The 18,233-nt window shown below is 55.3% G+C and carries 15 protein-coding genes and 1 pseudogene; 4 read left to right on the forward strand and 12 right to left on the reverse strand.

Annotated elements, in window-relative coordinates; translation table 11 throughout:
* Positions 1–367: 367 nt before the first annotated feature.
* Both AARI_RS19000 and AARI_RS16920 read left to right on the forward strand, forming a co-directional pair.
* Complete coding sequence (locus AARI_RS19000) at positions 368–1,021, forward strand: helix-turn-helix domain-containing protein (protein WP_013350460.1); 654 nt, start codon at positions 368–370, stop codon at positions 1,019–1,021.
* Complete coding sequence (locus AARI_RS16920; RefSeq protein ID WP_013350461.1) at positions 1,018–2,304, forward strand: type II toxin-antitoxin system HipA family toxin; 1,287 nt, start codon at positions 1,018–1,020, stop codon at positions 2,302–2,304. The genes AARI_RS19000 and AARI_RS16920 overlap by 4 nt, the downstream gene beginning before the upstream one ends.
* A gap of 89 nt (positions 2,305–2,393) precedes the next feature.
* On the opposite strand, the gene AARI_RS16925 is transcribed toward AARI_RS16920, so the two are convergent.
* The 12 genes from AARI_RS16925 to AARI_RS16980 form a co-directional block, all read right to left on the reverse strand.
* Entirely contained in the window at positions 2,394–3,467 is a 1,074-nt protein-coding gene (locus tag AARI_RS16925) for an alkene reductase (protein WP_013350462.1), read from the reverse strand.
* A gap of 165 nt (positions 3,468–3,632) precedes the next feature.
* Entirely contained in the window at positions 3,633–4,385 is a 753-nt protein-coding gene (locus AARI_RS16930; protein WP_013350463.1) for an SDR family NAD(P)-dependent oxidoreductase, read from the reverse strand.
* A 125-nt stretch (positions 4,386–4,510) separates the two neighbouring features.
* Positions 4,511–5,893, reverse strand: a complete 1,383-nt coding sequence (locus AARI_RS16935) for an ABC transporter ATP-binding protein (protein ID WP_013350464.1) — start codon at positions 5,891–5,893, stop codon at positions 4,511–4,513.
* 2 nt (positions 5,894–5,895) lie between these two features.
* Positions 5,896–6,654, reverse strand: coding sequence for an energy-coupling factor transporter transmembrane component T family protein (locus AARI_RS16940; RefSeq protein WP_013350465.1), 759 nt, complete (start codon positions 6,652–6,654; stop codon positions 5,896–5,898).
* Positions 6,655–6,664: 10 nt separating this feature from the next.
* Positions 6,665–7,471: a hypothetical protein gene (locus AARI_RS16945; protein ID WP_049862688.1), complete on the reverse strand. Its 807-nt coding sequence runs from the start codon at positions 7,469–7,471 to the stop codon at positions 6,665–6,667.
* A gap of 120 nt (positions 7,472–7,591) precedes the next feature.
* The gene (locus AARI_RS16950; RefSeq protein WP_013350467.1) at positions 7,592–8,689 is read right to left on the reverse strand and encodes a nucleoside hydrolase; all 1,098 of its coding nucleotides are present in this window, start codon (positions 8,687–8,689) and stop codon (positions 7,592–7,594) included.
* Positions 8,690–8,751: 62 nt separating this feature from the next.
* A complete protein-coding gene (locus AARI_RS16955) occupies positions 8,752–11,739 on the reverse strand; it encodes a DUF3427 domain-containing protein (protein WP_013350468.1) in 2,988 nt (995 codons plus the stop codon).
* Positions 11,736–12,128 carry a (deoxy)nucleoside triphosphate pyrophosphohydrolase gene (locus tag AARI_RS16960; protein ID WP_013350469.1) on the reverse strand — a complete coding sequence of 131 codons (393 nt, stop codon included), beginning with the start codon at positions 12,126–12,128 and terminating at the stop codon, positions 11,736–11,738. The genes AARI_RS16955 and AARI_RS16960 overlap by 4 nt, the downstream gene beginning before the upstream one ends.
* Before the next feature lie 219 nt (positions 12,129–12,347).
* Complete coding sequence (locus AARI_RS16965) at positions 12,348–13,670, reverse strand: MFS transporter (protein ID WP_013350470.1); 1,323 nt, start codon at positions 13,668–13,670, stop codon at positions 12,348–12,350.
* A gap of 5 nt (positions 13,671–13,675) precedes the next feature.
* Positions 13,676–14,824, reverse strand: coding sequence for a galactonate dehydratase (dgoD, locus tag AARI_RS16970; RefSeq protein WP_013350471.1), 1,149 nt, complete (start codon positions 14,822–14,824; stop codon positions 13,676–13,678).
* Positions 14,821–15,465, reverse strand: a complete 645-nt coding sequence (locus AARI_RS16975) for a 2-dehydro-3-deoxy-6-phosphogalactonate aldolase (RefSeq protein WP_013350472.1) — start codon at positions 15,463–15,465, stop codon at positions 14,821–14,823. The genes dgoD and AARI_RS16975 overlap by 4 nt, the downstream gene beginning before the upstream one ends.
* Before the next feature lie 41 nt (positions 15,466–15,506).
* A complete protein-coding gene (locus tag AARI_RS16980) occupies positions 15,507–16,499 on the reverse strand; it encodes a 2-dehydro-3-deoxygalactonokinase (protein WP_013350473.1) in 993 nt (330 codons plus the stop codon).
* Positions 16,500–16,649: 150 nt separating this feature from the next.
* On the opposite strand from AARI_RS16980, the gene AARI_RS16985 reads away from it, so the two are divergent.
* Both AARI_RS16985 and AARI_RS19435 read left to right on the forward strand, forming a co-directional pair.
* Positions 16,650–17,447 (forward strand): IclR family transcriptional regulator, encoded by a 798-nt coding sequence (locus AARI_RS16985; RefSeq protein ID WP_013350474.1) that lies wholly within the window; start codon positions 16,650–16,652, stop codon positions 17,445–17,447.
* Positions 17,448–17,494: 47 nt separating this feature from the next.
* Positions 17,495–18,164, forward strand: a pseudogene (locus AARI_RS19435) (ISL3 family transposase); the annotation flags it as partial.
* Positions 18,165–18,233 lie beyond the last annotated feature (69 nt).

Consider the following 18,233-nt stretch of genomic DNA (forward strand, 5'->3'; position numbering starts at 1 on the left):
TGATAGTAAGGGAAATTCATACCATCGCTTTGGAGGGACCCATAGCTGGCTCTCTTTACGCCTGGCCTGCGTTCAGCTCCCCTATTTTGAGGTGCCAAGAGCACTTCTGACTGCCGAAAATCCTCATATCTTCTCCGGTGCTGAAGTTCAGCGATCGAGATGACTTGGACTCTGCGCAAATGAAAAAGCTCATCAAGAGCGATTTGACGCAAAAGCTTTTGCTATTGAGACCTCCCTGTCGTCCAGTGACCTAAGCCCAAGTGCACGTTCATTCACATTAATGAAAGTGAACAAACGTACACTTTCGTAAAAGTGTACGTACATTCACTTATAATAATGTGCATATACGTGCACAACAGGAGGTTTCATGAATCGCGACGTTTCGACCCAAAAGGAACTCGGAGCATTCGTGCATGATGCCCGGATGAAACTCGGCCTCACTCAAGAAGCCCTAGCCGACCGCGCAGGCGTTTCGCGCAAATGGCTTATAGGCCTGGAGCAGGGTGTACGCACGAGAGCTGAACTCGGCAAGGTGTTAGATACCTTTGAAGCACTCGGGATATCAATAAATCTTTCTTTCAATGCTGAACTCGAAATCGAGTCATCAGATGAAGACCGCTACCATTCGATAGCTCGTATCTCTCCGGCCGCGTCGGAAGCAATTAGAAAAGCCTCGAGTTTGGATCAGTCCTCTTTCCCAAGATTGGCACCCTCGAACATAGGTCAATCGGCCTTCCGAAAACTAGCCGCATCGGGGCTCGGCGAATCCTCATTCCAAAAGTTCGCCAAAGAACTGCGCATCCAAACAGGCATCCGAAACCTAGCCGCCTCCGATCTCGGTCAATCGGCGTTGCAACAGTCCCTTAGAAAAGGGTTGCCTAGTTCAGATGCTTCGACTTTCGATCGCAACTCAAGTACAGCGAACGACGTAGAAAGCGAGCAGGATCAAGCACTTCTTGATAATGACGAATGCAATGAACCGGACAATAAAGATGAGAACAACGAACAGGGCCCGCGATGAAAGAACTCGTGACCTTTTTATACGGGCAGCCTGTCGGAATCCTTCAACAAGATCATTTTGGTAACAGAAAATTTCAATTCGTCCCACAAGATTCTAGACAAGCCAGATTATCCCTGGCAATGCCCTATCGAGAGACCCCTTACCAGCGCTCTATTACTGATCCGTTCATCGAGGGGCTAATTCCGGAAGGCGAAGCTGTCCGCCAGTCGTTCGCTGATGACTTTGGCATTTCGGCAAAGAATCCCTTCGCCTTACTTGAGCATATTGGGTTTGAATGTGCAGGCGCAGTGCAGTTCGTACGGCCGGATGAAATTGATGAGTTCATTCACATCCCCGGTGAACTGGTGGCGTGCAGTGACAAAGAAATCGGTCAACGTATCAGGGCCTTGTCTTCGTCCCCAAGAGGATCGTGGACCGTCAATCGCGAACGATGGTCACTAGCTGGAGCCCAAAGCAAATTCGCTTTGCGCTGGCAAAACGGGTGGCATGAAGCCACAGGCAGTGAACCGACAACCCACATTTTCAAACCTGGAATCCAAGACTTTCGAGATCAGGCACTCAATGAGCATCTGTGCCTGAAGACGTTAGGACTCGTGGGGATGCAAGTCGCCGAGACCAGCTTCATGCAGTTCGACGGGCAATCGGCAATCGTGGTGAATCGATACGACCGGCTCGTCGAGGGAAACACCGTCTACCGGGTCCATCAGGAAGACTTCTGCCAAGCCACATCAACCGTACCGACCAATAAGTACGAGTCGAACCGAGGGCCCAGCGCATTAAAGATCATCAATACCCTCCGGGAAGCCCGCGCTCCCGAAACTGAAGTCCACAAATTCGTTGAAGGCCTCATTGGAAATTACCTTTTGGGGGCTCCCGACGCACACGGCAAGAACTACTCGATACTTCATCTTCCCGACGGTGGCGTACAGCTTGCACCGTTTTACGACATTGCGTCTGGCTTGCCTTACGAACACGTTGATAATGACGGTTTCCCAAAGAGAAATGATGGACTGCGGATGGCAGCCATGGCCATCGGGGGCGAGCGAAGGTTCGGACGAGTCTCATCACGACACTGGTCAAGATTTGCTCGAGAAGCAAAGATCAATGAAGAGTGGTTGCGGAATACGGTCAGCGCGATGACATACGCTCTGCCCATCTGTTTGGCACAAGTTCTCGAAAATGAATCAGAGGCTATCGGCAACAGCGAACTCCCGAGCAAGCTTTATCAAAAAGTTGAACATCTCTGCGCGACAACTCAAACACTTCTAGCTCACGATTTGTAATCCAGTAAAACAAAGAAGCCACCGCTTTCGTTCAAAACATTGAACGAAAGCGGTGGCTTCCTCAAACCTGAGTCAGTCATTTCGAAGACTTAGTTCTCCCAGAATGGGTAGTCGATGTAGCCCTTGGGACCTTCGGTGTAGAAGGTCGCGAAATCTGGTTCATTCAGCGGCAGCTGCTCCTTCCACCGGCGCACCAAATCCGGGTTGGCAATCGCAGGGCGTCCCACGACTACCGCTTCGCCCCAGCCTTCGGCAACCACGCGTGCGGCTTCCTCATAGGTGGTGATCTCCGCGAAGCCGGTGTTCAGCAGCACCGGTCCGCCAAAGGCCTTGCGCAGCGACTGGACCAGCTCGCCGGCTGGGTCATGGTGCAGGATGCTCAAGTTGGCCAGCCCCAGTGGCGCGATGCCCTGGACCAGCGCGGTGTAGGTAGCCAGCACATCCGCACGATCATTTTCTACCGCACCCTGGACATTGTGTTCCGGCGAAATGCGCAGGCCGGTCTTGCCAGCGCCAATGGCGTTGGCTACGGCGGTCACGACTTCGATGACAAAGCTGGCCCGGTTCTCCGGGGAACCACCGTAGTTGTCGGTGCGGGTGTTGGCCGAAGGCGCCAGGAACTCGTGCAGCAGGTAGCCGTTAGCCCCGTGAAGCTCCACTCCGTCGAATCCGGCGGCGATGGCATTGCGCGAAGCAGTGACGAATTCCTCGATGATCCTCGGGAGTTCTTCGGTGGCCAGGGCATGCGGAACCGGATACGCGTGCTTGCCGGTGTAGGTGCGCGACTCTCCTTCAATCGCGATGGCGCTTGGCGCCTCGACGTAGTCAGCACCGGTGGTCTCAGGGTGGGTGACACGTCCGGCGTGCATGACCTGGGCCACGATGAGGCCGCCTTCGGCGTGCACCGCGTCGGTGACCTTCTTCCAGCCGGCAATCTGCTCCTCGGTGACCAGGCCCGGCTGGCGGACGAAGCCCTGGCCGGCAAAGCTCGGGTAAGTGCCCTCGCTGACAATCAGACCCAGTGATGCGCGCTGGCGGTAGTACTCGACTACGTCGGCGTTGGGTACGCCGTCCTTGCCCGAGCGGGAGCGGGTCAGCGGTGCCATAACCAGACGGTTGGACAGCTTGAGGTCGCCGAGCTCTAGAGGGGAAAACAGATCCATGGGTGAGACTCCTGAAGGTGGAAATTGTAGTTGCACAGCGTAACTACCGCCGCTAGCAACTTATTCCTCTCCAGCGCACAATATGAGTTGGCTAACAGCACTCAGCACCTCAATCCGTGGATGCGGAGCTAGCGTGCCCCGCATCCACGGATTCAGGCGATTGCGCTAAATTGCGGTGTAGCCGCCGTCGACCAGATGATAGCTGCCGGTGACGAAGGAGGCAGCATCGCTGGCCAGGAAGGCGACGAGAGCCGCCACTTCCTCTGGCTGGCCCACGCGGGCAATGGGGTGCTTGGAAACCAAGGCATCATAGGCGTCTCTTGGCATCTGCTTCAGCAGCGGGGTCTCGATGAATCCGGGAGCCACGCTGTTCACGCGCACCCCGTCGGTGGCGTATTCAACTGCGGCGGTCTTGCTCAGGCCCACCACGGCATGCTTGGTGGATACATAGGCCGAGCTGCCGGCGAAGCCCACGGAACCGAGGATGGATGCCATGTTCACGATGGAACCGCCACCGTTCTGGCTCATGGCGTTGGCCTGGGCACGGGTTCCGCGGAAGACGGCATTCAGGTTCACGGAGATGACCTTGTCCCAGTCCTCATCGGTGAGCTCGCCCACCTTGGCAGCACGTCCGCCGATGCCAGCATTGTTGACACCGATCTTCAGTGGAGCCATGGCGTTGGCTGCCTGGATGGTTTCGTCAATGACCTCAGAGGAGCTTGCGTCTCCAGCGACAGCCACCGCTTCTCCGCCTGCGGCCTTGATGGTGCCCACGGTGCCCTGGGCAGCTTCGCCGTTCAGGTCCTGGACAACGACTTTTGTTCCGTTGGCGGCCAGGAGAATTGCAATTGCTTGCCCGATACCTGATCCGGCGCCGGTAACTACTGCCGAACGATCTGCCACATCATACTGAGCCATGATGCACTCACTTTCCGTTTCGAGATGGTCACGGGATTTCCGTTGGCCTCATACCTTGGACGCTACTCCGATCCATCCCAAAAGTCGATGACGTGTCAATCAAACACCTGTCTCCTTCGCCACCATTACCTCATCAGGTGCACCCGGTGGGCAACGCTTTCCATGAATCGCTTATCATGGGTAGAGAGAATAACCGCTCCCCCGCGTTCCAAGACCGCCGCGATAGTTTCTCGGAGCTTGGCTTCTCCGGCTTCATCCAAGGCTTCAGTCGGCTCGTCCAGCAACAGGATCTGCGGTTTGTGGATCACCACGGTTGCCAAGGCCACTAGCCTGCGTGCGGAGGCGGGCAACTCATAGGGGTGGGTTAGCGCAAAGGATTCAAGGCCTAGTTGCGCGAGCACCTCGGAGATACGATTTAGCATTGCACTTTTCTTTGGAATTCCAAACGACACTTCTCGAAAAACCGTGCGTTCAAAAAGCTGATCAGAAGAATTTTGAAGCAGCATCCCCGTCTGTCCGAAAGTCCCCAGCGTTCCTGCCGAGGGCTCAAGCAAACCAGCAATGGCTTTGAGCAGGGTCGTCTTCCCCGAGCCGTTGGCGCCCGCAAGGCCAAGGCATTCTCCAGATCGGAGTTGAAGATTCACATCTTGCATTACGGGTTTAGTGGAACCGGGATAAGCCAAGTGCACAGAGTCCACCTTCAGCAATATCCGCGAGTCCGCAGGTATTGGCTGGCGGTGCGTCGTTGGGCTTTCAAGCTCACGTTGCAGTTTCTCGGATGAGATCCGTTGCAGAGTCCCTCGGTCCAACGCCCAGAGCTGATCTGCCTCATGGGCCCAGGGCTGCATCGAGTCAGCCAGCACTACGAGAGCCGTTCCATTCGCGCGAAGCTTGTTGATCATCTCTGAAACAAGTCCGGTGGCATGCCTATCCAGCCCGGCCAGTGGCTCGTCCAGAACAAGGACTCCAGGCTCGCTAATAGCCAGCGCAGCCAAAGCGACTAGCCGCTCTTGCCCGCCGGATAATTGCTTCGGATTTCGCTCCAGCAAATGCTCCAGGCGAAGCCTCCGGGCAAGCTGGGTGACTTGCCGATGCATCTGTTCTCTCGGAACGCCTGCGTTTTCCAGCGAAAACGCCAGTTCCTCTGCGACCGTCCCTCGAATGCCGGATAGGTAATGTCCAGCATCTTGAGGCAGTAGACCTACATGCTTGGCCCACTGAGCGACATCAACGCGTGGAGTCGAAGAATGGGAAAATTCAATCTCGGTTCCGTCTACATGGACGGTTCCGACAAGTTGATCCATGCCGTGGCGTGGCAGCAGGCCAGCAAGTATTGCTCCCAGCGTTGATTTACCGGAGCCCGAGTGCCCTGAAATTACGGTGAGGGAACCTGGGTGCACATCCAGCTGTAGGTCCCGCAGGGTTGCGTCCGCCCCATCGAGGTAGGCGAAGCTGCGAAGGTTCAATCCAAGTACCGCGGTAGATTGATGAGAGAGTTTTCGGCGCATGACTACTTGCTCCCAAATCCTGCTAGCGCCAGGATCAGCACCGGTCCAAGCACTGCGCAGACCAAGGCAGCCCACCGGATGCCACGCTGGACCGAAGAGTCCGGGACCGTTCGCAAACGGGTTCTGGATCCCGTGGCAGGAAAACCTCTCGCCGAAAGGTGAACGGCACGGTCCTGAGCATCCTGCATGGAAGCAAGAACCAGCGGTACCGCACGCAGGCGCATGCGCTGGAACCACCCTGCCAGCCCAGTTCCGGTGCCCATATTGCGCAGGGTTTGCGCTTCGCCAATCTGGCGTTGCTTCTCCGCCATTTGCGGTAGCAAAAACAACGTCGCCGCCAACAAATATCCCATCTGCGGTGGAACTGGCGAAAGATCAATGGCAGCCACCAGCTGGTGCTTGTCGATGAGCAATCCGCAGAGCAGGCCAACCACGACAAGAACTGCCGTCCTCAGGCCCAGCGACAACGCCACTTCCAGACCATGGAAGGTCACGCGCAGCAGCCCCCACTGCGCAATGGCAGGAGACTGATCCCGGGAGATCAGCCCATGAATCAACAGCAAGGAAAGGAATGTTGGCAGCAGCATGGCACCGCTGAGAATTGCCAACTTTTTCAGGTGCCCCGCCCATCCCGCGATAAGCAGGCACAGTGCCATGACGGCGCAGCTCAACCACCATAGGCTGGCAGCAGTCGTCATGGTGATAACTGCTATCGCAAGAGCCAGAATGGTGAATGGGTGAAGTTTGATGGTGCGGGGCATGGGTTGTCGCTTACTTGCTGACGCGCTTTCCCAAGACCCGGTAACGACGGACAAAGGCGAAGCTGCCGCTCAAGCGCTTGGGCAGTGCGTACACCAGAAGAGCTGCGATCAGGAAGACCACTGCCTTATCCCCTGGATCCGAAATCAATGCCTGCTTGGTGACAGCAGAGAGCAGCGAGTCACCCATGGAGTTAAAGGCGGCAACCAATGCGCCGGTACCCACGCCCGAGGTGCCGCCGTAAACGAAGGTCGCTACCGGCGAGGAAACCACGCCAACCAGAACACCGGCAACTAGGCCAGCAATTGGCGCCAAGTAGATGCGACGCAGTGCACCGTAACGTGCAGCGGTTCCTGCAAGGAAACCGACAAGTGCGGCACCGGCCGCGAAAGGCAGAACAGTGGGTGCAAACAGCGACCAAACCAGGGTGCTCAGTACACCGGTGGCAGCACCAGCACGGCGTCCTGCCAGGAAGCCGACAATGACAGTACCGATGGAGTCGATGTAGAGAGGGATCATTACCGAGCCGACAAACTGCCCAAGGATGATGTTCAACGCCAGTGCTACTGGAATCAAGGTCAAGGTGGAGACAGGAAGATCAGGCAATACCGCCAGCAACAGAAGAACGGCAGCTGCAAGGTAAGCGGCGAAGGTCCCGAGAGCAACGCCCTGTCCCAGTCCCTCGACGATTCCCATAGGCTGGGTGGTGATCAAGGTCAGGTAGGTCGCGACGAGGATTACAGTTCCTGCGAAAGCCAAGAATCGGCGGCGTAGGGTTTGCGACGATGATTCTTCAGGCAATAAAAGATTTGATGACATGATGAGGCAGTCCTGAGGTACGAGAATGACTGCGCACCAATAGTTCTGGCTGGCGCGCGCGAGCTGCGGGTCTATGTCACCTCGACCCGGTAGATGATTCTAGCTCACTCGGCTTGGCGGCTAGGAATCGTTGTCTAGTTTTCGGGCCAGCTCACCGAGGCGTTTAACCAGTTCTTCAAAGCCTGCTTTTGGATCGTTTCGGGAGACCACATGGGCATTTGCTGGTTTACCCCAGAGTCCCCGGAAATCCGCCACGGTAGTTCCAAACAGTAATTGTGATTCTGTCTCGACATCGATAGTGGCGGGACGAGTTTCATATTCTAGGGTTCCTGCTGCGACTCCTGCGGCGAAGTAGTCGTGGACATGGGCAATGTAGCCCTGGTCGTAGTGCCGGTGGAACTCGAAGTAGAACCGCAAGGCATCAGAAAGATAGCGCACTAGTGGGTTGGATGCTTTGCTGAGCGTGCCTTCGGCGTCGCTGGCTAGAACCCATTCTGGTTCTTCGCAGCCTGCTTCTTCAGCCAGTTTCGCCAGGAACTCCGGCTGCATTTCAAAACGTTCCGTGGTGTCCAGCGAACAGACGATGGGGAGTTTCTCGGATTCGATGCCCTGTTCAGCTGCTGCAGTGTAGGCGGCAAAGACTTCCTTGGCTGCGTGCGGGTCCACATGGGTATTCCACTCTGCGGTGGGAGTCGTGTTGCCTTGGTGGTAGAAAGCACCGCCCATGATTACTACTTTGCGCAACAACCACGGTAGCTTTGGTTCACGGCGCAGAGCCAGCGCGAAGTTGGTCAGTGGCGCGCTAAGAAGGACCGTGAGTTCCCCGGGGTTGGCGCGGGCTGCTTCAATCCAACTGTCGACAGCGTCATGGTTGGCGATGGTGCTAGGGTCTGGATCAGGGAGTGTTGCGTAGCCAACGCCTTGAGGTCCATGGGTTTCCGGGGTCGTTACCAACGGAATTTCTAGGGGCTCGCGGGCACCGCTGAGCACCGGAACTTCAGACTTTCCGCACAGCTTGAGCAGAGCCGAATTGTTTGCAGCGACTTGCTCGACATCAACATTACCTGGAGTGCTGGTGACTGCCTCGATTTGCACATTATCGAGCGCGCAGAGATATGCCAAGGCCAGGGCATCGTCGATGCCGGTGTCGCAGTCGATGAGTAAACGATTCAAGAAATCGTTCTTTAGCTGCGATCCATCATGGCTATCCTGAGTCATTGTTCTCCCTCCCTTTTGACACTGATCCCGACCGATGCATGTCCCGTTGCACGGGTCGGTCACTACGTCAGGTCGCTATTCGGGCTCAGATAGTCGTACAACGCGCTGTCGATAGAATCTTCGAAGTGCAAATCCATCGTTACAACATCGAGAGGTTCGTTGTCCTTGCCCGCCATCTTGGCCTGTTGCGCATTTCGAGAGTCAGCTTTACCCAGATAGAAGAACTCGGTTCCTTCGGCATCGTCTTTCTTTACGAAGACGTGAAGATCCACTTCATTGTTGACGATGCGACGGACTTCATCGCTTGTCAACGTACGCCGTGACCTCGTGAACCATCGCAAATGCGAAGGATCCACCAGCTCATCCTGATAGGCAGTACTTGCGGAAACGTCCTCGGACTTATGGAGCGTCACGAAAATTGGACAGGTTTTGGATTCCATGTCGACTTTGTAGCCATAAAGAGTTGAAGTCCATTTTCTCGGCACTCCGAGCAACCTGGTGACTTCTTTGCGAGAGTACTGTCCCCCGACGATGAACGGATATCCTCCAATGTACCGATCGCTGACCAGCGCCACTCCAGTTTGGAGCAGATCATCAACTTCCTCAGTAAAGGATCCGTGCGTCCGGTAGGAATGCCTGAACCCAGCGTCCGGTGTGATGCTGTCATTTTCGATTGATGCTAGTCGGATGCCATAACGCGTCTGATCCACCTGGGCGTGGTTAGCGAGGCTTAGGGTCTCGACTGCGCTGAGCAATTCACGTTTAGTGGGTTCCAGCCCATACTCTCGAACCGCCGCAGCGAATTGATCGAACGTGATTGAGTCGTTCGACAACAATTCGCGGACCAGAACGAATTCGTGGATCCGCTTCGAGGTCAGCACTTCGTGCGACAGCAACGAAAGTGCACGCAGCTCATCCGTGCCGAGGTCGTGATCAATACTGAGCAGGCTTTTCACGAGCGTCGGGTAATTCTCCTTCTTCGTTGCGAGCAGAACGGGGTCGACTGATTTGAAGCGATAGAAGTCGAAAAGCCGCGGAGCTTGCCCAACACGGTTCTGCATGGCTTGCATCGATCCTCGCAGCTTTTGAATGCTGTCTAATGCCGTTGTCCTGATCGAATCAAGAACGCGCTGCTGGGCAATCTTGTCGAATCGAATACTCGATAGGCCAGCCATCACACCTGCTTGTTCGGTTGCGATCAGCTTTTCCTTCAGGGACTCCTTATTCAAGGATTCATCACCGAACAAGGCAATTGGAATCATGTAGTTGTTCGCATAGTTGCCAATGAAGTCAATAACAACCAGGTAATCCTTCATTGGCGCCTTGCGAAGTCCACGCCCAAGCTGCTGGACAAAGACAATCGCTGATTGCGTTTGCCTCAACATCACAACTTGATTCACACTTGGGATGTCGACCCCTTCGTTGAAGATATCCACCGTGAGGATGTAATCGAGATCGCCCGCTTCAAGCTGGGAAACAACTTGCTCGCGCCGCTCAATCGAGTCATCACCACTGAGGCTTAGGGTTCGGAGTGCTTTTCCGCGAAGTTTCTGCTGATTCAGGGCGGCAGACAAGGCATTAGCTTCGTCTTTCCTGGAGCAGAAAATCAACCCTTTGGGCGCGGCACCGGCCTGTCCATACTTGGTTAATGCATCGACCACATGATGTACACGATCCGCGGTCACGAGGTGCGATAGATCTTCGGAACTATCGCGGACCGATTCATCATCAAGGGTAACGTCCGCGATTCCGTAATAGTGGAATGGACTGAGCATGTTCTCTTCTAATGCATGGTTCAGCCGAATCTCGTATGGAACGTTGTAATCGAAGAACTCAAATACGTTGAACCCGTCGCTACGTTCTGGAGTCGCTGTCAGCCCAAGCAAGAACTTCGGTTTCAGATAGGCCAAGACCTTCTTATACGTCGGCGAGCCGACCCGGTGAGCCTCGTCGACAATGACATAGTCAAAGGTGTCTGGCTCAATCAACTGCAGCACTACATCCTGAGACAGGGTCTGAACTGTCGCGAAAACATACTTTCGATCGCTCTGCTTCGAAACACCAGCCAGCTTGCCAAACTGGTCTGCATCCCCACCGATGACTCGTCGGTACTCCTTCATTGTCTTGTCCAGGATTTGTTCTCGGTGAACAACAAAAAGGAATCGTTGCGGATGTGCAGCCCGGACTTCAAGAGCTGACAGAATCGTTTTTCCGGTACCCGTAGCCGAGATAACGATGGCCTTGGACTCCCCACTAAGGCGAACCTTTTCCAATGCTTTAAGTGCTTCGGACTGCATCTGATTGGGAAGAATCGGCATGAGCTGGTCAGCCCAATTGATGTCGCCGCCTAGACCGCTAGATCCGGAAAGTCCTGCAGCAACTTCGTCGATGAGTTGTTCGTCCGCCTGTTCCTGTTTCTTGGCAATCTCGATCTTCTTGCGTGGCGGAGGCGGCGTGTATTGCGCCGCATACAAATCAATCCATTCCTGACTCAACGGCTGAGAGTCGGCCAGTTGATTTCCAGCTAGATCAGCTAGCTGGACCGCCAAGTCGCTGTTGTTCGCGGCCGTGACTTTCAGATTCCACTCATGGTTTTTGACGATGGCGTTGCCAGTAAGGTTCGAGCTACCGATCATTGCTGTAACCACATCAGCCGACTTAAAAATGTAGCCTTTCGGGTGGAAGGCATCAGCACTATGAATTCGGACGTCAATGCCAAGGTTTGCCAGGTTCAACAGTTCGCTGAATGCAGACGGAGAGTTGAATCCTAAGTAGTCCGAAGTGACAATGGTGCCGCGGCCAGAAAACTCCACGAGCTCTTGTTTGAGCATGGCAATTGCGTTGGGAGTTACGAAGGCAACCGAGAATATGAACTCATCGCATCTTGCTAACTCCTCGCGGAGGATACGTAGAACGGTATTGCCATCAGCGTTCAAAACCACGCGTGGGTGGTGGTGACGGCGAGACTGTATTTTCCCATCCAGAAAGCCGTAGGTGACATCACCAGAAAGACCACCGGTGAACGCAATATCAGCGTTGAGTGCCATCATGCAGCCTGGATGATTTCTACAGCGGGAATATCCGCAGGGGCCCATTCTAAGGCACCAAGCTCGCCGCGTTTCAACCATTTAGTTGCTTCATGTTCCGTGAGCTGCGGTTCACCATCGACCAGCTCGCAGTAGAAAGTCGTCAGTGTAACAATCCCAAAGTCGTATTCGTACGTTGTGGTGACCACTTCGTCAGCTACTGTGACGGTACAGAGCAATTCCTCTTGAATTTCGCGTTCGAGAGCCTGTCGGGGCGTTTCGCCAGATTCAATCTTGCCACCAGGGAATTCCCACATGCCTCCGAGACTGCCACCGAGTCCACGCTGCGCGCAAAAAATCTCATCATTCCGAACAATAACTGCCCCGACAACATTGATTTGCTTCTTCAACATAATCCCCCACTGACGTCTCTATTGATCAAAAGTTTCCGCTACTTGCGATCATATCTGGCACGCAAGACAATTTGCAGGCTCGTGAGTGAGCCGATGTATCCGGTCGAAGTTGCCCAGAGCAAACCATACTTAGACAGGCTTGTATAAACACAGAAAAGACCACGCTTCGATTCCCGTGTGGAAAACGAAACGTGGTCTCTAAAGATATTAAGAGGATCACTATCCTTCGACGCGCTGTACCTGACCGACCAAGAAGACATAAGACAGGATGCCAGCTGCCGCAATGACCGTCATGTAAATGAAGGCTGGACCGAAATCGGTCGCCGAGACCAGCAAGCCAATCACGATCGGGGTGGCAATCGAGGACAGGTTGCCGATGAAGTTGAACATGCCACCAGTCAAACCAATCAGGCGTGACGGTGCCAGTGCAGAAACCAACGACCACGTAATCGAGGCCAGGCCATTGCCGAAGAAGGCGATAGACATGAACGTGATGACCAGTGCGGTGCTGTCGGTGAAGATTGCACCAATCATGCTCATGGAGAGCAACAGTCCGGTGATGATTGGCAGCTTGCGGGAAGTGCCCAGGCTTACTCCACGCTTGAGCATGTAGTCAGAGAGAACACCACTGATCAGTACGCCGGCCAAGGCCGCAATGAATGGCAAAGACGTCAGGAATCCGGTCTTGATGTAGTCCATGTGACGGTAGGTCACCAAGTAGGTTGGGAACCAAGTCAGGAAGAACCACAATGTGGAGGTCAGGCAGAACTGGCCGATGTAGATGCCCCAGAGCTTGCGGCGTCCCAGCACCAGAGCAAAGTCAGCCTTGCTCAGCTTCGGTGCAGCCGTCTTGTTCTTGGCGCTGCCTAGATCAACTAGTCCGCCACCTTCACGGATGTACTCAATTTCAGCGGCGTTTGCCTTCTTGGAATCCACTGGGTTTCGGTACATGAAGAACCAGATCAAACCCCAGATGACGCCAACGCCACCGGTCACCACGAAGACCCAGTGCCAGGTCAATGCGTGCTGCAACCAGATCAATGCTGGAGTCAGCAGCGCCAGGCCAATGAACTGGCCCGAGGTGTAGAAGCCAATGGCAGTAGCGCGTTCGCGCTCGGGGAACCACGCGGTGACCACCTTGTTGTTGATGGGGTACGCAGGGGCTTCAAAGCCACCAACAGCCAACCGCAAAACAATCAAAGCAATGAAGCTTCCGGCCATGCCCATGAAGATCGTGGCCACCGACCACAGCACCAGGCAGATTGGATACAGCAGACGAGGCTGAACTCGGTCTACCAGCCATCCGCCGGGAAGCTGCATGGCAGCGTAGGTCCAGCCAAAGGCAGAGAGCAACAGACCTTGCTGTGCTGTGTCCAGGCCGAATTCTTCGGAAATCAAGGGCGCTGCAACCGAAAGGTTTGAACGATCCATGTAGTTGATGACTACGGTCAGGAACAACATGAACGCTACGGCGTAGCGCATCTTTGTGGCTTTGCCCGAGACCTTGTGTGTGGCAGCTGACGACACTGTCGACTGAGACATGCGATTTACCATTCTGCGAAGGATCCGTCCTTGTGACGCCAAATTGGGTTGCGCCAGCGGTGACCTTCAGCTGCGCGTTCAATGACGTACTCTTCATTCACGTCAATGCCTAGTCCTGGACCCTCGGGGATGGCGACCATGCCATCCTCGTAGGCGAAGACCGACGGATCATTGACGTAGTCAAGGAGATCGTTGGATTTGTTGTAATGAATTCCCAGGGACTGCTCCTGGATAAAGGCGTTGTACGCACCGGCATCGATCTGCAGGTTCGCTGCCAGTGCGATGGGGCCCAGTGGGCAGTGCAAGGCCACTGCAACGTCATAGGCTTCAGCCATCGCAGCAATCTTGCGCGCTTCAGTGATGCCACCACAGTGCGAAGGATCCGGCTGAATGATGTCCACCGCTCCGCTGGCCAAGACATCCTTGAAGTCCCAACGGGAGAACAGCCGCTCGCCCAAGGCAATCGGAGTACTGGAATTGCGCAATGGCTCCAGCATGGAGTTCACGTTTTCACTGAGTACCGGTTCTTCAATGAACATCAGCTTGAAGGGCTCTAGTTCCTTGAGCAGGACTTTGGCCATTGGCTTGTGCACTCGACCATGGAAGTCAACGCCGATGCCTACGTTCTCTCCTACTGCGTCGCGGACAGCCTGAACGTTCTCCAAGCACCCCTGAACCTTGTCCCAGGTATCGATGTACTGGAGTTCTTCGGTGCCGTTCATTTTCACTGCAGTGAAGCCACGTTCAACAGCGGCCTTCGCGGCGGCTGCGGTATCCGACGGGCGGTCGCCGCCAATCCATGAGTACACGCGGATCTTGTCGCGCACCTTGCCACCGAGTAGCTCATAGGCAGGAACCCCAAGGGCTTTGCCCTTGATGTCCCACAGCGCCTGGTCGATGCCGGCCAAGGCGCTCATCATGATGCCGCCACCGCGGTAGAAGCCGCCGCGGTACATTACCGTCCACAGGTCCTCGATGTTTCGCGGATCCTGGCCGATGAGGTAATCCGAAAGTTCCTCAACTGCTGCGGCAACAGTGGATGCGCGGCCTTCGAGCACTGGCTCGCCCCAACCGACAATTCCCTCGTCGGTTTCGATCTTCAGGAACAACCAGCGAGGTGGCACCATGTACGTGGTCAGTTTTGTAATTTTCATGCAGACTTCCTCATCTCATGGATCGTTTGGTAGGCAGAGACAAGATTGCCTGCCCTCGTTTTCAGGTCTTCAAGGCTTCGTCCGGACTTGTAAAGGGAGGAGCCGATGCCAAAACCTGTGGCCCCGGCTTCCAGCCATTGCGCCATGTTCTCCTCGTTGATGCCCCCGACAGGGATCAGGCCAATGCCGGAGGGAATCACGGCGGTCCACGCCTTGAATCCCGCTAGGCCTACTTGCTCGGCAGGGAAAATCTTGACGTTCGTCGCTCCGGCTTCAATGGCATCAAAGGCGTTGCTCGGAGTAGCAGCACCTGGGAACGAATCCATGCCCAGCGCCACCGTTTCTTGAATAACCCGCACGTTGGTGTTTGGTGAAACAATGATTTGCGAGCCCGCCTCGTGGCACGAGCGAACTTGGTCTACGGTGAGCACAGTACCTGCACCAACTACTGCGTCTTCAGGTAGCGCACCGCGTAAAATTTCGATGCTCTTCAATGGCTCCGGGGAATTCAGCGGTACCTCCAAAGACCGAAAACCGCTGGCATAGAGCGCTTCGCCAACGCCTTGAGCTTCCGAAGGATGAAGACCTCGCAAAATGGCTACGAGTCCGGCAGCCTTCAAAGTTGTCGTCAGTTCATTCACGGCAAAACCTTTCTTGATAAATCGTGTGGCAAGTTGGTGGCTCAGACCGAGGGGGTCTGCAGGAGGCCTTGTGCGCTTGCAACGGCCCAGATTCCCCGAGGGGCTGTGCCTTGCAGTTCGCGCACCTGATCAATTCCGAAAATATTCAGCGCCCTGGTGTACCTGGAGCTGAGTTCCTTATTGCCGCAGATGGTCAGCGACAGGGCGTCGTTGGTGGCTTGCTTGCCAAGAACGGAACAGATTTCAGCACCGATCATCAGGCCAGAGAGATAGTTACTGACTTCGTTTTTTTCCAAACGCTCGGTCAGAACCAAGGTTCTCGCAGAGAAGGCCGTGAGCATCAGATCCGCAGCGCCCTCGCCCGATTGCGATACCTTCACACCTCGCTCAAAGGCCGACCAATTCGCCGATGGTGCTGGCTCGATGAGCTTGGAGAGGATGGACTGGGTGCTGAGCAGTGCAAACGTCTCACCAGTCATGGAAGTGCAGAATTCTGTAATCGTGCGTCCGGAGACCTTGACCCATTTGGAGTGCGTCCCCGGGAGCAGGAACAGCTGCTCTTCGGAGTCATCTGCGTTCAGGGCGGCAAGATCAATGGCACCGAGGATTTGAGTTTCTTCGCCCCGCATGACGTCTGGAAGTTCTTTGAGGTCCAAGACGCCGGGAATGATCTGCATCGTTCGGCCCGGAGCGATCTCCACTGATGCCAACTCGAATGCTGGATCAGCCAAATTGGCTGGAACTGGTCGGTAGGCCGCTTCGGTCCAGCCCTGCTGACTGCCCACCATTCCGCAGGCGATCACGGGGACATTCTCGAAGTTATCCAGCCAATCGCCGCACAGTTCGGTCAGCGTCGCCTTGAAGGCCTCATCGAGGGACTGGGTCTCGGCTTGCGCCTTCGAGGCCACTTGCATGATGCCAAGAGCTGCACTGCGTTCCGCCACGATGTGGCCATCGGCGCCCATGAGGTAGGCGCGTGCGGACGTAGTTCCCCAGTCCAAGGCGATCAACTGGGCTTCGGCGATGTTTGTCATAACTCCTGTTTTCATTTCATGGACTGCACAAGATCGTTCAGCTGTGCTCCCCTTCACATCTGAATAGTGTCGGAGGTATCCCAATAGTTCAAAAGGCGTTGTATATAGTGGGATGAAATACTCTGATCTTTTCATACCAAGGAACACGTCATGACCATGAATCCCGAACCCACCACAGACGATTCAATTGACGCTCCTCCTCCGGGCACGCTCACACTTTCTCGCGGACTGGAGATTCTGCGCGCTGTTGGCCGCGGTGCGACGAATCTGAATGAAGTGGCAGCCGCAGCCAATATCGGAAAGAGCGCTGCGCAACGCATGGTGAAGCTCCTGGTGCAACGCGGATTCTTGCGCAGCACCCATGGCACCGATTTCAGCCTGGGTCCGGCACTGATCGAGCTGGGTTTCCATGCCCTCTATCAAAGCCCGGTCCCTGTTATTGCGAAACCCATTTTGGAAGAGCTCGCCCGCAAGTACCAGGACACGGTGCATCTGGCGGTGGAAGACGAAGCGCAGGTGCTTTATGTCGACAAAGTCCCTGGAACTCGCGGCGCGCAAATGCGCTCACGAGTCGGACAGCGCATGCCTCTAAGCCGCACCGGCATCGGCAAAGCGCTCCTGCTTGATACTCCCCTGCGCTGGGAATCCACCTTTGATTCCGAGTCGCCTGTAGAACAGGCCTCGCATCAAACCAAGGAGGCGTTCCTGTCCAGGATGAAAGCCTACGCAAAAGAAGGCATCGCATTGGACCTGGAAGACAATGAGCCTGGCATCCGATGCGTCGCCGCACCGATCCGCGACGGCAGCGGCCAGATCATAGCCGCCATCAGCATGTCTGCCACCAATCCCTACATGCCTGACGAGCGGATGAAAGCGCTCAAGTCCGTGATGGGATCTACCGCCACGCAAATTTCGCGCAAGTTGGGCTACTCGGGCAAGACCTTCTAGGCCACTTCGCATTTAGAGTGCGAAGAGGTAGTCCATACCTAGATGGGGACCGGATGTCCCTCCGTCTATTCGACATCGATAAGCACCGATTCCGCGAAGTCCGCCACGCGTGGGACAGCACTAGGAAAGTCGTGCGGATTGAGCCCTGGTCGATCGTGTTTACTGATCTGGATAATGGAAAGAACTTGGATATCGTGGACGGACGCCGTGACACAGCAGTGAAACGATGGTAGAAATCCGGCCACGGTATTGGCGTCAAAGGGTGTAGTACGTCGCAAAATACAAGTCATCGGAATTCTGCAAGGCGGTGCGAGATAATCTGCCGAACATTAAGGTCAGTGTGGACCATTTCCACGTGATTCAGCGGGCGATCCTGATGATCATGCAGGTCCGCCGGCGCAACTCCCACGAAGTGCACGAGCGTCGCGGCCGGGCGGCTGATCCGGCCTACAAGTACCGGCACCTTTTGAAAGCCGCGGATACCCATGAATTCCAATCCAGATGGGCGGTGCAGGAGAAATCCCTGATAAGAACAAAATGGTTGAGATGAAGTCGATGTACCGCACATTCGCTGCGTGAAGGAGTGAGTTTTTGGTGTTCAGCCGAGCGAGGCTGCCGAACGCCACGAAAGAGGCAGCGAATCTGACAGCGAAGAACCTGAAACGCATCGGTCGAGGCTATAGGGATCATGGTCATTATCGGCTTCGGACTCTCGTACGTGAATACTGGAACGTCCGCAACCAACGCTTCCACCATGAAGACGCACGTCAGCACCCAAGCCTCTGG

The sequence above is a fragment of the Glutamicibacter arilaitensis Re117 genome (assembly GCF_000197735.1).
In the GTDB taxonomy this organism is placed as follows: Bacteria; Actinomycetota; Actinomycetes; order Actinomycetales; family Micrococcaceae; genus Glutamicibacter; species Glutamicibacter arilaitensis.

Bases quoted from the DNA above. Each gene is read 5' to 3' on its own strand.
- AARI_RS19000 (WP_013350460.1), top strand. From the start codon at position 368: ATGAATCGCGACGTTTCGACCCAAAAGGAACTCGGAGCATTCGTGCAT.
- AARI_RS16920 (WP_013350461.1), top strand. From the start codon at position 1,018: ATGAAAGAACTCGTGACCTTTTTATACGGGCAGCCTGTCGGAATCCTT.
- AARI_RS16925 (WP_013350462.1), bottom strand. From the start codon at position 3,467: ATGGATCTGTTTTCCCCTCTAGAGCTCGGCGACCTCAAGCTGTCCAAC.
- AARI_RS16930 (WP_013350463.1), bottom strand. From the start codon at position 4,385: ATGGCTCAGTATGATGTGGCAGATCGTTCGGCAGTAGTTACCGGCGCC.
- AARI_RS16935 (WP_013350464.1), bottom strand. From the start codon at position 5,893: ATGCGCCGAAAACTCTCTCATCAATCTACCGCGGTACTTGGATTGAAC.
- AARI_RS16940 (WP_013350465.1), bottom strand. From the start codon at position 6,654: ATGCCCCGCACCATCAAACTTCACCCATTCACCATTCTGGCTCTTGCG.
- AARI_RS16945 (WP_049862688.1), bottom strand. From the start codon at position 7,471: ATGTCATCAAATCTTTTATTGCCTGAAGAATCATCGTCGCAAACCCTA.
- AARI_RS16950 (WP_013350467.1), bottom strand. From the start codon at position 8,689: ATGACTCAGGATAGCCATGATGGATCGCAGCTAAAGAACGATTTCTTG.
- AARI_RS16955 (WP_013350468.1), bottom strand. From the start codon at position 11,739: ATGATGGCACTCAACGCTGATATTGCGTTCACCGGTGGTCTTTCTGGT.
- AARI_RS16960 (WP_013350469.1), bottom strand. From the start codon at position 12,128: ATGTTGAAGAAGCAAATCAATGTTGTCGGGGCAGTTATTGTTCGGAAT.
- AARI_RS16965 (WP_013350470.1), bottom strand. From the start codon at position 13,670: ATGTCTCAGTCGACAGTGTCGTCAGCTGCCACACACAAGGTCTCGGGC.
- dgoD (WP_013350471.1), bottom strand. From the start codon at position 14,824: ATGAAAATTACAAAACTGACCACGTACATGGTGCCACCTCGCTGGTTG.
- AARI_RS16980 (WP_013350473.1), bottom strand. From the start codon at position 16,499: ATGACAAACATCGCCGAAGCCCAGTTGATCGCCTTGGACTGGGGAACT.
- AARI_RS16985 (WP_013350474.1), top strand. From the start codon at position 16,650: ATGACCATGAATCCCGAACCCACCACAGACGATTCAATTGACGCTCCT.